General features: G+C 63.0%; 11 protein-coding genes. 9 read left to right on the top strand and 2 right to left on the bottom strand.

Annotated features, from left to right (window positions below; translation table 11 throughout):
* The first annotated feature begins 339 nt into the window (after nt 1-339).
* The 4 genes from AC07Y9_RS13140 to AC07Y9_RS13125 all read left to right on the top strand — a co-directional run bounded on the left by AC07Y9_RS13140 (nt 340) and on the right by AC07Y9_RS13125 (nt 4,797).
* Nucleotides 340-1,602 carry an ATP-binding protein gene (locus AC07Y9_RS13140; RefSeq protein ID WP_007927040.1) on the top strand — a complete coding sequence of 421 codons (1,263 nt, stop codon included), beginning with the start codon at nt 340-342 and terminating at the stop codon, nt 1,600-1,602.
* The gene (locus AC07Y9_RS13135; RefSeq protein ID WP_009046975.1) at nt 1,595-2,155 is read left to right on the top strand and encodes a response regulator transcription factor; all 561 of its coding nucleotides are present in this window, start codon (nt 1,595-1,597) and stop codon (nt 2,153-2,155) included. The genes AC07Y9_RS13140 and AC07Y9_RS13135 overlap by 8 nt, the downstream gene beginning before the upstream one ends.
* Before the next feature lie 97 nt (nt 2,156-2,252).
* The gene (locus tag AC07Y9_RS13130; RefSeq protein ID WP_102678692.1) at nt 2,253-3,980 is read left to right on the top strand and encodes an ABC transporter ATP-binding protein/permease; all 1,728 of its coding nucleotides are present in this window, start codon (nt 2,253-2,255) and stop codon (nt 3,978-3,980) included.
* A gap of 67 nt (nt 3,981-4,047) precedes the next feature.
* Nucleotides 4,048-4,797 carry a FadR/GntR family transcriptional regulator gene (locus tag AC07Y9_RS13125; protein WP_007927044.1) on the top strand — a complete coding sequence of 250 codons (750 nt, stop codon included), beginning with the start codon at nt 4,048-4,050 and terminating at the stop codon, nt 4,795-4,797.
* Between the two features lie 108 nt (nt 4,798-4,905).
* Here the strand turns inward: AC07Y9_RS13125 and AC07Y9_RS13120 are convergent, their stop codons facing one another.
* The gene (locus AC07Y9_RS13120; RefSeq protein WP_009042169.1) at nt 4,906-5,097 is read right to left on the bottom strand and encodes a hypothetical protein; all 192 of its coding nucleotides are present in this window, start codon (nt 5,095-5,097) and stop codon (nt 4,906-4,908) included.
* Nucleotides 5,098-5,110: 13 nt separating this feature from the next.
* Complete coding sequence (locus AC07Y9_RS13115; protein ID WP_102678642.1) at nt 5,111-6,748, bottom strand: phospholipase; 1,638 nt, start codon at nt 6,746-6,748, stop codon at nt 5,111-5,113.
* 235 nt (nt 6,749-6,983) lie between these two features.
* Here AC07Y9_RS13115 and kdgD point away from each other — a divergent pair, with 235 nt between their 5' ends.
* The 5 genes from kdgD to AC07Y9_RS13090 all read left to right on the top strand — a co-directional run bounded on the left by kdgD (nt 6,984) and on the right by AC07Y9_RS13090 (nt 13,545).
* Nucleotides 6,984-7,895 (top strand): 5-dehydro-4-deoxyglucarate dehydratase, encoded by a 912-nt coding sequence (kdgD, locus tag AC07Y9_RS13110; RefSeq protein ID WP_007929937.1) that lies wholly within the window; start codon nt 6,984-6,986, stop codon nt 7,893-7,895.
* 67 nt (nt 7,896-7,962) lie between these two features.
* The gene (locus AC07Y9_RS13105; protein ID WP_102678641.1) at nt 7,963-9,408 is read left to right on the top strand and encodes an aldehyde dehydrogenase family protein; all 1,446 of its coding nucleotides are present in this window, start codon (nt 7,963-7,965) and stop codon (nt 9,406-9,408) included.
* Between the two features lie 97 nt (nt 9,409-9,505).
* Nucleotides 9,506-10,867 (top strand): MFS transporter, encoded by a 1,362-nt coding sequence (locus AC07Y9_RS13100; RefSeq protein ID WP_007929934.1) that lies wholly within the window; start codon nt 9,506-9,508, stop codon nt 10,865-10,867.
* Between the two features lie 12 nt (nt 10,868-10,879).
* Nucleotides 10,880-12,433, top strand: coding sequence for a galactarate dehydratase (garD, locus tag AC07Y9_RS13095; RefSeq protein WP_102678640.1), 1,554 nt, complete (start codon nt 10,880-10,882; stop codon nt 12,431-12,433).
* A 170-nt stretch (nt 12,434-12,603) separates the two neighbouring features.
* Nucleotides 12,604-13,545, top strand: a complete 942-nt coding sequence (locus AC07Y9_RS13090; protein WP_007929928.1) for an AEC family transporter — start codon at nt 12,604-12,606, stop codon at nt 13,543-13,545.
* Nucleotides 13,546-13,655 lie beyond the last annotated feature (110 nt).

The raw sequence follows: 13,655 nt of genomic DNA, 5'->3' as shown, positions 1-13,655 counted from the left end.
CTAGCTTTTATTGTCTGGTTCGGCCCGTTAACAACTTCTATACATCTATTACCCAACGCCAACTACGGAGGTTTTTGTAGCCGCTGGCGAAGCCTGCGCTCGACTGCGCAGCAGTCGTAATCTGTTCTCGGGCCGGACTCTGAGATGGGGATGGCGAGCGCTTTGCGCTCTATCGCGGGCAAGCCTCGCTCCTACAGGCAGGTGGTGTTTTTGCAGGCAAGGCTTGCCCGCGATTGGCCATTGCCCAAGACTGTGGCGGTTTGCCGCAGTTTTGCCTGTCCGGGCCGCTGCTTGGTTATACTCGTCGCGATCCGCCTGGAGCGCTCATCAGGAGAGCTCATGCTCGCCCCCGTACAACTGCTTTCCGCCACTCGCCAGAACCTCTGGCGTCTGACTTTCATCCGCATCCTGGTTCTGGCCGCTCAGGCCGGCTCGGTGGGGCTCGCCTACTGGTTCGACCTGTTGCCGCTGCCCTGGCTGCAACTGGCCGTCACCCTGGGCCTGTCGCTGATCCTCTGCGCCTTCACCGCCATTCGCCTGCGCACCTCGTGGCCGGTCACCGAGCTGGAATATGCCGTGCAACTGGCTTGTGATTTGTTTATCCACAGCGCCCTGCTGTATTTCTCTGGCGGTTCGACCAACCCCTTCGTCTCCTATTACCTGGTGCCGCTGACCATCGCCGCCGTGACCTTGCCATGGCGCTATTCGGTGGTCCTTTCCGGTATCGCGCTGACCATGTACACCTTGCTGCTGGCGCAGTTCTACCCGCTGCAGACTTTCCCCATCGCCCGGGAGAACCTGCAGATCTACGGGATGTGGCTGAGCTTCGCCCTGGCCGCGGCGGTGATCACCTTCTTCGCCGCGAGAATGGCCGAGGAACTGCGGCGGCAGGAGGAGCTGCGGGCGATCCGCCGCGAAGAGGGCCTGCGCGACCAGCAGTTGCTGGCTGTCGCGACCCAGGCCGCTGGTGCCGCCCACGAGTTGGGAACGCCCCTGGCGACCATGAGCGTGCTGCTCAAGGAAATGCGCCAGGACCACCTCGACCCAATGCTGCAAGATGACCTGGGCGTGCTCCAGGACCAGGTCAAACTGTGCAAGGAAACCCTGCAGCAACTGGTACGCGCCGCCGAGGCCAACCGCCGGCTGGCGGTGGAGATGCAGGATGTCACCGTCTGGCTCGACGAAGCGCTGAACCGCTGGCACCTGATGCGCCCCGAAGCCAGCTACCGCTTCCAATTGCTGGGCAAGGGCACGATGCCGCGGCTGGCGCCGCCGCCAGACCTGACCCAGGCGTTGCTCAACCTGCTGAACAATGCAGCCGATGCTTGTCCGGAAGGGCTGGAAGTCCAGCTGGATTGGGACGCCGAGAACCTGACCATCAGTATTCGTGACCACGGCGCCGGTGTGCCGCTGGCCATCGCCGAGCAGATCGGCAAACCGTTTTTTACCACCAAGGGCAAAGGTTTCGGCCTGGGCCTGTTTTTGAGCAAAGCCAGCGTGACACGCGCCGGCGGCTCAGTGAAACTCTACAGTCATGAGGAAGGCGGCACGCTCACCGAGCTGCGCCTGCCCCACGGCGCCCGAGGAGACCAACATGAGTGACGAAATCCAAGTCGAAGGCGAAGAACTGCCGCATCTGTTGCTGGTGGATGACGACGCCACCTTCACCCGGGTGATGGCGCGAGCCATGAGCCGTCGCGGCTTTCGCGTCAGCACCGCGGGTTCCGCCGAGGAAGGCCTGGCCCTCGCCCAGCAGGACCTGCCGGACTTCGCCGCGCTGGACCTGAAGATGGACGGCGACTCCGGCCTGGTGCTGCTGCCCAAGCTGCTTGAGCTCGATCCGGAAATGCGCGTGGTGATCCTCACCGGTTATTCGAGCATCGCCACCGCGGTCGAAGCGATCAAGCGCGGCGCCTGCAACTACCTGTGCAAACCGGCCGACGCCGACGACGTACTGGCCGCGTTGCTCTCCGAGCACGCCGACCTCGACACCCTGGTGCCGGAAAACCCGATGTCGGTGGACCGCCTGCAATGGGAGCACATCCAGCGGGTGCTGACCGAACACGAAGGCAACATCTCCGCCACTGCCCGCGCCCTGGGCATGCACCGTCGAACGCTGCAACGCAAGTTGCAGAAGCGCCCGGTTCGTCGCTGAACCGCGACTGAACGAATGTCCTCAGGACAAGTGAAAAAACGAGCCGATCCTCTATGATCGGCTCGATGCTTGTCCCTATCCCAATCGAGCCTTGATGATGAATCAGAACGCTGAGTATTCCGCGGTCAACGATGCTGTGCGCGGGCAGTTTTTCCGTCGTGTCTGGGAAATGACTACGCCTTACTGGCGCAGTGAAGAGAAGGGCAAGGCCTGGTTGCTGCTGTTCGCGGTGGTGGCCCTGACCCTATTCAGCGTGGCGATCTCGGTGTGGATCAACAGCTGGTACAAGGATTTCTACAACGCCCTGCAAAAGAAGGACGAGGCGGCGTTCTGGCAGCTGATCCTGTATTTCTGCGGAATTGCCGCGGTGGCCATCCTGGCCGCGGTCTACCGGCTCTACCTGACCCAGATGCTGACCATCCGCTGGCGGGCCTGGCTCACGGAAAAACACTTCGCCCGCTGGCTGGGCCACAAGAACTACTACCAGCTGGAGCAGGGCGGCTACACCGATAACCCGGACCAGCGGATTTCCGAAGACCTCAACAGCTTCACCAGCAATACCCTGGGGCTCGCCCTGGGCTTGCTGCGTACCGTAGTCAGCCTGGTGTCGTTCTCGATCATCCTGTGGGGCGTGTCGGGCAGTATCGAAGTCTTCGGCTACACCATTCCCGGCTACATGTTCTGGTGCGCCCTGGTGTACGCCGCCGTCGGCAGCTGGCTGACCCACTTGATCGGTCGACGCCTGATTGGCTTGAACAACAACCAGCAACGTTTCGAGGCGGACCTGCGTTTTTCCATGGTGCGGGTGCGGGAGAACGCCGAGAGCATTGCCCTGTATGATGGCGAGCCGAATGAGAACAAACGCCTCAGCGCTCGCTTCGGCATGGTCTGGCACAACTTCTGGGACATCATGAAAGTGTCCAAGCGCCTGACCTTCTTCACCTCGGGCTACGGCCAGATCGCGATCATTTTCCCCTTCATCGTCGCGGCCCCGCGTTACCTGACGGGCAAGATCGAACTGGGCGAGCTGATGCAGATCAACTCGGCATTCGGCAACGTCCAGGAGAACTTCAGCTGGTTCATCACCGCCTATTCCGAGCTCGCGGCATGGCGCGCCACCTGCGACCGGCTGCTGAGCTTCCGCCAGGCCATGAGCGAAAACGAAGAACGCGCGCCAGCCATCGACGTGCAGAGCCAGGGTGAAACCCTGCAGGTGCATAACCTTGGCCTGGACCTGGCGGACGGCCGGCACCTGCTGGCCGGTGCCGAGATGACCGTGACTCCCGGTGAGCGCCTGATGCTCAGCGGCCGTTCCGGCAGTGGCAAAAGTACCCTGCTGCGGGCGATGGGGCGGCTCTGGCCGGCCGGTCACGGCAGCATTCGCATGCCAGCCGAGCGTTATCTGTTCCTGCCGCAAAAGCCTTACCTGCCGATCGGCAGCCTGCGCGAAGCCTTGAGTTATCCACAGTCGGGCGACACCTACCCGCAGGAGCGTTACGTGCAGGTGCTGGAAACCTGCCGGTTGCCGCACCTGGTGTCTCGCCTGGACGAGAGCAACCACTGGCAGCGCATGTTGTCCCCGGGCGAGCAGCAGCGCCTGGCCTTTGCCCGTGCGTTGCTCTATGCGCCGCAATGGCTGTACATGGATGAGGCCACCTCGGCCATGGATGAAGAAGACGAGGCGACCCTGTACCAGGCGCTGATCGACCAGTTGCCGGGGCTGAGCATTGTCAGCGTCGGGCATCGCAGCAGCCTCAAGCGTTTCCACCCGCGGCACATCCGCATCGAGCGCGGGCATCTGGTCGACCAGGCGGTGACGGTGTAGTCAACAGTGATCGTACAACCCGGCTGAGCTATGATGCGTCATCAGTTTTCGGAGAAAGAACTTCACCATGGACAACCAGAACACGGCGCCCCGCCTTCCACGCAAGCGCCGTAGCCTCGCCCAGGAGCTGGTGACCGTGCTGTCGGAGCAGATTCGCGACGGTCAGCTCAAGCGCGGTGACAAGTTGCCCACCGAGTCGGCGATCATGGAGGCCCATGGCGTCAGCCGGACCGTGGTACGCGAAGCCATTTCCCGCTTGCAGGCCGCCGGCCAGGTGGAAACCCGCCACGGTATCGGCACCTTTGTGCTCGACACGCCGAGCCCGAGCGGCTTCAGGATCGATCCGGCGACCGTGGTGACCTTGCGCGATGTGCTGGCGATCCTGGAACTGCGCATCAGCCTGGAAGTGGAGTCGGCCGGGCTGGCCGCGCAGCGGCGCAGCAGCGAGCAACTGGCGGCGATGCGGGCGGCGCTGGATGCCCTCAATGAAAGCGCGGCCCACGACAGCGATGCGGTGGCCTCGGATTTCCAGTTCCACCTGCAGATTGCCCTGGCTACGGGCAACCGCTATTTCACCGACATCATGACCCACCTGGGAACCAGCATCATTCCGCGCACCCGCCTGAATTCGGCACGCCTGGCTCACGACGATCAGCAGCACTACATGAGCCGCCTGAGCCGCGAGCATGAAGAAATCTATGAAGCCATTGCCCGCCAGGATTCGGACGCGGCCCGGGCGGCCATGCGTCTGCACCTGACCAACAGCCGCGAACGGCTGCGCCATGCCCATGAAGAGGCAGAGGCGCAGCGCGGGTAATGCGGTTGGGGCGGTTATTGCGTCGCCCTTGGCTTCTTATCGCGAGCAAGCTCGCTCCTACAGAGAGGGGAGGTGACCCTGTAGGAGCGAAGCTTGCTCGCGATGCTTTTAGCGGTTTTTGAGAATCGAGCGATCCACCCTCACGGCCAGTTGCCCGGCGCCGGGTTTGGCATTGAAGGTCACATGCCCTTGCTGGTCGACGGTTGCCCGTGCGACGGGAGCGCCGTTGACCAGCAGTTCCAGGGGCGCGCCCTGCAGGGATTGGCCCGAGGCCAGTTCTAGAGTCAGATTGATAGCCATGTCGATGTCCTTATCAGGCATTGCGGTCGATGTAAGTGGTGGCGGCCTTGTCGATCGAGGCGATCAGCTCCGGCGAGCCACCGCGGAACTGGCGGAAAATGTTGCGTCCGCTGGAACCGCCGCCGGTATCCACCGGCACATTCAGGGTCGGCTGGAAGCGCTCGCTCAGTTCGGCGTAGGCGGACCATGGGCCGATGTACGACTCGTTCAAACCGTTGGTGTAGCTGAAGGCATAACGCACGGCATTGCCGGGCAGCCAGTTGGGTTCGCTGGGTGTCTGGGTCTGCCAGCCATCGGCCTGGATGCTCGGGGCAAGCGTCGGCGCTTCCAGGTAGCCCGCCGGCTTGTTGGGCTTGTAGTCCTTGAGCAGCAGGTAGGTGCTCCAGCCCCACCAGTTGTCGATGGTCTTGGTGTCGTTGAGGTTGTTCACGTCGCTGCGTCGCAGCACCTTGTCGCCCTGCATCACGAACAGCGGTGAAAAGTTGCCGCTCTTCGCCGCGTTCAGGTCCGGCAACAGCTTCAGCGCCGTGAAGTTGCCGGGCGTCGGGGCCGCACCGCTGAGGTAGCTTTCGAAGATTTCGTCCGCCGAGCGTTGCACGGCCAACTTGACCTGCTTGCGGTTGTTGCTGTCGAGGGTGTCGAAATAACGCTTGTCGCCATAGGCATGCCAGCGGTCGCCCTGGGCGTTGCTGACGTTGAGGCCGAACTTGCTGTCCTCGTCGTGCATGAAGCGGGTGATCAGCGAACCGAGGTCGCTCGGCGTGACCACCGCCGCCAGTTGCTTGCGCGGTACCCGTACATGGCCGGCGGAGAACAGGTCGGTGAGGAAGTGATCGGCGAAGGCGTTCATGGCGTAGGCCAGTTCCAACTGCTTCTCGTCGGCGTTCTTGTGCGCCAGCACCGCCTGCTGCAGGGCCGCGGTGTGCCCGGCGATATAGGCCAGCAGCGCCCACTCGCCGAAATGGTCGGCATTGTTGGCCGCCAGCTTCAGGTAGCGACCCAGGGGGAACAGCGCCGAGGCGAAGCTGCCGCCGCCGGTGATCTTGTTCCACTCTTCGGACAACGTATCTCCCAGGGCGTCATAGGCTTCGTGAGGTTGCCTGCCGTCCTTGAGCGCCTGGTTGGCGGCGGCGATTTCCTTCTGCATTACCGCGAGAATCTGTTTCGCCTCGTCCTTGGCCGCCGGCAACACGGCGAGGGAGTTGAACGCGGCGGTAAAACGCTGCAAACGATCCACCGGCGTCGCGCCTTCGCAGATCGGCTGGTCGGGGATGCCGTAGAAATCGCCGCCCAGCGCCACCACCTGGCCGTAGGTCAGGGCCAGGCCATTGGGCAGGTGCAATTCCACCTGCCAGGCCGGAACGCCGGGGGCGCCCTTGACGAAACGCAACAGGGTGGCATCGCCGATGGCGGTGTGCTCGCCACCCTCGAAACGCAGCTGGGGCAGGGCCTTGAGGTTTTTGCCAGGGGCCGCGGGGAGGAGCCCGGGCTGGTGATACTTGATGGTGTGATGACCGTCGGCGATCAGCACCAGGTGGTCGCCATCACCGGAAATGGCAATGCCGCGTTCGCTGAAAAGGCTGTCCAGATCGGCAACGACCTGGCTTTTGTGCTGCAGCTGTTCCCGCTGCTGAGTGTGTAGACCTGACATTTCTAGCTCCTTGATATGTCATAGGTATTTCAAGAAATTAACTGTATGCATATACAGTTGATTGCGAGCATAAAGCAAAATCCTGACTCGTCAAGCAGGTATTCTTTGCCACGTATTTTGGCGATGGCTGACGAATTGCTGTTGACGATTGTTTTTTAAGTTGTACGATGACTTACAACTTCGGCCAAGGCTGATGTGTTTTTCATCACAATGTGCGTCCCAGGGTGTTCGAATAATGAATCCACAAGAACTGAAGTCCATCCTCTCCTCCGGCCTGCTGTCTTTCCCGGTGACCGATTTCAACGCCCAGGGCGATTTCCATCGCGCGGGCTATATCAAGCGCCTGGAATGGCTGGCCCCATACGGCGCCTCGGCGCTGTTCGCGGCAGGCGGCACCGGTGAGTTTTTCTCCCTGGCGGCCAGCGAATATTCGGAAATCATCAAGACTGCGGTCGACACCTGCGCCACCAGCGTGCCGATCCTGGCCGGCGTCGGCGGCTCGACCCGCCAGGCCATCGAATACGCCCAGGAGGCCGAGCGCCTGGGGGCCAAGGGCCTGTTGCTGCTGCCGCACTACCTGACCGAAGCCAGCCAGGATGGGGTCGCCGCTCATGTGGAAGCGGTGTGCAAATCGGTGAAGATCGGTGTGGTGGTCTACAACCGCAACGTCTGCCGCCTGACCGCGCCGCTGCTGGAGCGCCTGGCCGAGCGCTGCCCGAACCTGATCGGCTACAAGGACGGCCTGGGCGATATCGAGCTGATGGTGTCGATCCGTCGCCGCCTCGGCGATCGCTTCAGCTACCTGGGCGGCCTGCCGACCGCCGAAGTCTACGCCGCGGCCTACAAGGCCCTGGGCGTGCCGGTGTATTCCTCGGCGGTGTTCAACTTCATCCCGAAAACCGCGATGGATTTCTACCACGCCATTGCCCGGGAAGATCACGCCACGGTCGGCAAGATCATCGACGACTTCTTCCTGCCTTACCTGGATATCCGTAACCGCAAGGCCGGTTATGCCGTGAGCATCGTCAAGGCCGGAGCCCGCATCGTCGGCCATGACGCAGGCCCGGTGCGGGCGCCGTTGACCGACCTGTTGCCGGAAGAATATGCAGCGCTGGCGGCGTTGATCGACGCCCAGGGCGCGCAGTAATCCATCCCCGGGGCCGCTGAGCAATCAGCGGCCTTTTGCGTAAGGCTTTTGTGTAAGGAGAGGGCGCGTGGCAGAGGTAAAACGCTTCGATAACTACATTGGTGGCCAATGGCTTGCCGGTGCCGACTACTCGACCAATATCAACCCGTCCGAGTTGTCCGATGTCATTGGCGAATACGCCAAGGCCGACCTGGCTCAGGTGCATGCCGCGATCGATGCGGCGCACGATGCATTCCCGGCCTGGTCGACTTCCGGTATCCAGGCGCGTAGCGATGCCCTGGACAAGGTCGGCAGCGAGATCCTCGCCCGTCGCGAAGAGCTCGGCACCCTGTTGGCCCGGGAGGAGGGCAAGACCCTGCCCGAAGCCATCGGCGAGGTGACCCGTGCCGGTAACATCTTCAAGTTCTTTGCCGGCGAATGCCTGCGCCTGTCGGGGGATTACCTGCCGTCAGTGCGTCCGGGGGTCAACGTCGAAGTAACCCGCGAAGCCCTGGGCGTAGTCGGCCTGATCACCCCGTGGAACTTCCCGATCGCCATCCCGGCGTGGAAGATCGCCCCGGCCCTGGCCTACGGCAACTGCGTGGTGCTCAAGCCCGCCGAGCTGGTGCCGGGCTGTGCCTGGGCCCTGGCGGAAATCATCTCCCGCGCCGGCTTCCCGGCCGGGGTGTTCAACCTGGTGATGGGCAGCGGCCGGCTGGTCGGCGATGCCCTGGTCAACAGCCCGAAAGTCGACGGCATCAGCTTCACCGGTTCCGTGGGCGTGGGCCGGCAGATCGCCGTCAGCTGCGTCTCGCGCCAGGCCAAGGTGCAGCTGGAGATGGGCGGCAAGAACCCGCAGATCATCCTCGACGATGCCGACCTCAAGCAGGCGGTGGAGCTGGCGGTACAGAGTGCCTTCTATTCCACCGGGCAGCGTTGCACCGCTTCCAGCCGGCTGATCGTCACCGCGGGCATCCACGACCGGTTCGTCGCGGCGATGGCCGAACGCATGGGTTCGATCAAGGTCGGCCACGCGCTGCGGGCCGGCACCGATATCGGTCCGGTGGTGTCCCAGGCGCAGCTCGAACAGGACTTGAAATACATCGATATCGGCCAGTCCGAAGGGGCGCGGCTGGTCAGCGGTGGTGGCCTGGTGACCTGCGATACCGAAGGTTATTTCCTCGCGCCGACCCTGTTCGCCAACAGCCAGGCCTCGATGCGCATCAGCCGCGAAGAGATCTTCGGCCCAGTGGCCAACGTGGTACGGGTGGCTGATTACGAGGCGGCGCTGGCCATGGCCAACGACACCGAGTTCGGCCTGTCGGCGGGCATCGCCACCACGTCGCTGAAATACGCCAACCACTTCAAGCGCCACTCCCAGGCTGGGATGGTCATGGTCAACCTGCCGACGGCCGGCGTCGATTACCACGTACCTTTTGGTGGCCGCAAAGGTTCATCCTATGGTTCCCGCGAGCAAGGTCGCTACGCGCAGGAGTTCTACACCGTGGTGAAGACTTCCTACATCGGATCCTAAGCCCCACCGTACCCCCGCCAGCCGTTGCCTGAGGCTCGGCGGGGTCGATGAAACGCATGTTTACCCGCATAAAAATAACTAGTGGGAGTACATCCATATGCAAGCGACCAAGCCGACTCGCGTCCGCTACCTGATCCTGTTCATGCTGTTTTTGGTGACCACGATCAACTATGCCGACCGCGCCACCATCGCCATCGCAGGTTCCAGCCTGCAAAAAGACCTCGGCATCGACGCCGTCACCCTCGGTTATATCTTCTCCGCATTCGGTTGGGCTTATGTAGCGGGGCAGATCCCCGGCGGCTGGCTGCTCGACCGCTTCGGCTCGAAAAAAATCTATGCCCTGAGCATCTTCACCTGGTCGCTGTTCACCGTGCTGCAGGGTTATGTCGGTGAGTTCGGTGTCTCCACCGCGGTGGTGGCGCTGTTCATGCTGCGCTTCCTGGTGGGGCTGGCCGAGGCACCGTCCTTCCCCGGCAACGCGCGGATTGTCGCGGCCTGGTTCCCCACCGCTGAGCGCGGTACGGCTTCGGCGATCTTCAACTCGGCGCAGTATTTCGCCACCGTGCTGTTCGCCCCGCTGATGGGCTGGATCGTCTATCACTTCGGCTGGCAGCACGTGTTCATCGTGATGGGGGTGATCGGCATCGTCTTCTCGCTGGTCTGGCTCAAGGTTATCTACAGCCCACGCCAGCACCCGCTGATCAACGAGGCCGAGTTCAAGCACATCGCCGACAACGGCGGCATGGTCGACATGGACCAGGACGGCAAAGGCAAACGCAGCGACGGCCCGAAATGGGACTACCTGCGCCAGTTGCTGACCAACCGCATGATGCTCGGCGTGTACCTGGGCCAGTACTGCATCAATGGCATCACTTACTTCTTCCTGACCTGGTTCCCGGTGTACCTGGTGCAGGAGCGTGGCATGACCATTCTCAAGGCTGGCTTCATCGCCTCCTTGCCGGCCATCTGCGGCTTTATCGGTGGGGTGCTTGGCGGGGTGATTTCCGACTACCTGCTACGCAAGGGGCATTCCCTGACCTTCGCCCGCAAGGCGCCGATCATCGCCGGCCTGCTGGTCTCCAGCAGCATCGTGGCCTGCAACTATGTGGACATCGAATGGATGGTGGTGGGCTTCATGGCCCTGGCGTTCTTCGGCAAAGGCGTGGGCGCGCTCGGCTGGGCGGTGGTGTCCGACACTTCGCCGAAGCAGATCGCCGGCTTGAGCGGCGGCCTGTTCAACACCTTCGGCAACCTGGCGTCGATCACCACGCCGATCGTCATCGGCTACATCATCAGTTCCACCGGCTCGTTCAAATGGGCGTTGGTGTTCGTCGGCTGCAACGCGCTGCTGGCAGTGTTCAGCTACCTGGTGATCGTCGGCCCGATCAAGCGCGTGGTGCTCAAGGATCCGCCGAGCAACGGCCCCGAGCTGACCCAACTTTCCCAAGCGCATTCCTGAAGGGGCGGCGTCATGCAGTTGATTGAACATTCCGATTCGCCGCGCTATATCCGCCTGCACGAGCGGGACAATGTGGTGGTTGTGGTCAATGACCAGGGCGTACCGGCAGGCACAGCGTTCGCCGACGGCCTGGTGACCCTGGACTTCGTCCCCCAGAGCCACAAGGTGGCGCTGGAGGATATCGCCGAAGGTGGCCCGGTGATCCGCTATGGCCAGGCCATCGGTTATGCCTTGCAGCCGATCCTGCGCGGCAGCTGGGTCAGGGAAGAGCAGTTGCGCATGCCCAGCGCGCCGCCGCTGGACAGCTTGCCGCTGGCTACCGAAGTGCCGGCGGCCCAGGCGCCCCTGGACGGCTTTACCTTCGAGGGTTATCGCAATGCCGACGGCACGGTCGGCACGCGCAACATTCTGGGGATCACCACCACCGTGCAATGCGTGACCGGGGTGCTCGATCATGCGGTCAGGCGCATCAAGGATGAACTGCTGCCCAGGTATCCCCATGTCGACGATGTGGTGGCGCTGACCCACAGCTATGGCTGCGGCGTGGCGATCACCGCCACCGATGCCTATATCCCGATCCGTACCGTGCGCAACCTGGCGCGCAACCCGAACCTGGGGGGCGAAGCCCTGGTGATCAGCCTGGGCTGCGAGAAGTTGCAGGCCGGGCAGGTGATGCATGAAGGCGACAGTTCGGTGGACCTCAGCGAGCCCTGGTTGTACCGCCTGCAGGACTCCAGCCACGGTTTTACCGAGATGATCGAGCAGATCATGCAGCTGGCCGAGGTACGTTTGCAGAAGCTCGATCAGCGGCGCCGGGAAACCGTGCCGGCCTCGGAGCTGGTCCTCGGTATGCAATGTGGTGGCAGTGATGCCTTTTCCGGAATCACCGCCAACCCGGCCCTGGGCTATGCCTCGGACCTGTTGCTGCGGGCCGGCGCGACAGTGATGTTTTCCGAAGTCACCGAGGTGCGCGACGCGATCTATCTGCTGACCTCCCGCGCCGAATCCACAGAAGTGGCCCGGGAGCTGGTGCGCGAGATGGACTGGTATGACCGTTACCTGGCCAAGGGCGAGGCCGACCGCAGTGCCAATACCACGCCGGGCAACAAGAAGGGCGGGTTGTCGAACATCGTCGAGAAGTCCCTGGGTTCCATCGTCAAGTCCGGCAGCAGCGCGATCAACGGCGTGCTGGGACCGGGCGAGCGTTTTACCCGCAAGGGCCTGATCTTCTGCGCGACGCCGGCCAGCGACTTTGTCTGCGGCACCTTGCAGCTGGCGGCGGGGATGAACCTGCATGTGTTCACCACCGGGCGTGGCACGCCTTACGGGCTGGCGATGGCGCCGGTGGTCAAGGTCTCGACCCGCTCCGAACTGGCCCAGCGCTGGCCGGACCTGATCGACATCGACGCCGGGCGCATCGCCACCGGGCGGGCGAGTATCGAAGAGCTGGGCTGGGAGCTGTTCCACTTCTACCTGGACGTGGCCAGTGGCAAGCAGCAGACCTGGGCCGAACGGCACAAGCTGCACAACGACATCACCTTGTTCAATCCGGCCCCCATCACCTGACAAGTCCACAGCTGACGGCCCCCGCAATCCCTGTAGCCGCTGCCGCAGGCTGCGAACGACCGCGCAGCGGGCGCGGATTTTGAAGTTGCCGAGAGACAAATCCATCGGGCTTAAGCGCGCGGGCTGGCTTATCATTAGCCGCCTAACGACAGGCTCAAGGTTGACCCGGCATGCTGGCCATTTTTCTCGAAACGCTGAATATCACCGCGCCGGTATTCGCCATGTTGTTTCTCGGTGTGCTGCTCAAGCGCATCGGCTGGATCAACGACGGTTTTATCCACACGGCGTCGGCCCTGGTGTTCAACGTCACCATGCCGGCGCTGCTGTTTCTCGGGATTCTCCACGCCGACCTGCATTCGGCGCTCAAGCCCGGGCTGCTGATCTATTTCGCCGTGGCCACCCTGGCCAGCTTTGCCTTCGCCTGGGGCTGGGCGATCTGGCGCTGCCCGCGGGAAGACCGCGGCATCTACACCCAGGGCGCCTTTCGCGGCAACAACGGGGTCATCGGCCTGGCGCTCGCGGCCAGCATGTATGGCGACTACGGGATTTCCCTCGGGGCGATTCTCGCGGCGCTGGTGATCCTGTTCTACAACACCCTGTCGACCATCGTCCTGGCGGTGTACAGCCCGGTGATCAAGTCCGATCCATGGAGCATCTGCAAAAGCGTGGTCAGTAACCCGCTGATCATCAGCGTCCTGGCGGCAGCACCTTTCGCCGTGTTCCAGATCGGCCTGCCGACCTGGCTGGAGACGTCTGGCCAGTACCTGGCGCAGATGACCCTGCCGCTGGCCTTGATCTGCATTGGCGGCACCTTGTCCCTGGCGGCGCTGCGCGAGAGCGGCGACCTGGCCTTGAGTTCGAGCCTGGTGAAAATGGTCGGCCTGCCGATCCTAGCCACCCTGGGGGCCTGGCTCTGCGGATTCCGCGGGGCGGAACTGGGGATTCTGTTCCTGTATTTCGGCAGCCCGACCGCGGCGGCGAGTTTTGTCATGGCCCGGGCGGCCAATGGCAATCATGAGCTGGCGGCGGCAATCATCGTCATCACCACGCTGATGGCGGCGGTGACCACCAATATCGGGATCTTTCTGCTGCAGTGGGGCGGGTGGATCTGATCGGGGTTCTGTAGGAGCGAGCGGGCGGCGATCCGACTTGCCCGCGATAGCGACCCGCCTGACACACCGCCATCGCGGGCAATCGAGCGTCGACCGGCCGCTCCTACAAG

Source organism: Pseudomonas sp. GW456-L12 (genome assembly GCF_059424045.1).
Note: the sequence above shows the minus strand (reverse complement) of the source record. Positions and strands in the feature narration are given on the sequence as shown.

Excerpts from the sequence above, each read along its gene's own strand:
- AC07Y9_RS13140 (WP_007927040.1), top strand. The coding sequence starts at position 340 with ATGCTCGCCCCCGTACAACTGCTTTCCGCCACTCGCCAGAACCTCTGG.
- AC07Y9_RS13135 (WP_009046975.1), top strand. The coding sequence starts at position 1,595 with ATGAGTGACGAAATCCAAGTCGAAGGCGAAGAACTGCCGCATCTGTTG.
- AC07Y9_RS13130 (WP_102678692.1), top strand. The coding sequence starts at position 2,253 with ATGAATCAGAACGCTGAGTATTCCGCGGTCAACGATGCTGTGCGCGGG.
- AC07Y9_RS13125 (WP_007927044.1), top strand. The coding sequence starts at position 4,048 with ATGGACAACCAGAACACGGCGCCCCGCCTTCCACGCAAGCGCCGTAGC.
- AC07Y9_RS13120 (WP_009042169.1), bottom strand. The coding sequence starts at position 5,097 with ATGGCTATCAATCTGACTCTAGAACTGGCCTCGGGCCAATCCCTGCAG.
- AC07Y9_RS13115 (WP_102678642.1), bottom strand. The coding sequence starts at position 6,748 with ATGTCAGGTCTACACACTCAGCAGCGGGAACAGCTGCAGCACAAAAGC.
- kdgD (WP_007929937.1), top strand. The coding sequence starts at position 6,984 with ATGAATCCACAAGAACTGAAGTCCATCCTCTCCTCCGGCCTGCTGTCT.
- AC07Y9_RS13100 (WP_007929934.1), top strand. The coding sequence starts at position 9,506 with ATGCAAGCGACCAAGCCGACTCGCGTCCGCTACCTGATCCTGTTCATG.
- garD (WP_102678640.1), top strand. The coding sequence starts at position 10,880 with ATGCAGTTGATTGAACATTCCGATTCGCCGCGCTATATCCGCCTGCAC.
- AC07Y9_RS13090 (WP_007929928.1), top strand. The coding sequence starts at position 12,604 with ATGCTGGCCATTTTTCTCGAAACGCTGAATATCACCGCGCCGGTATTC.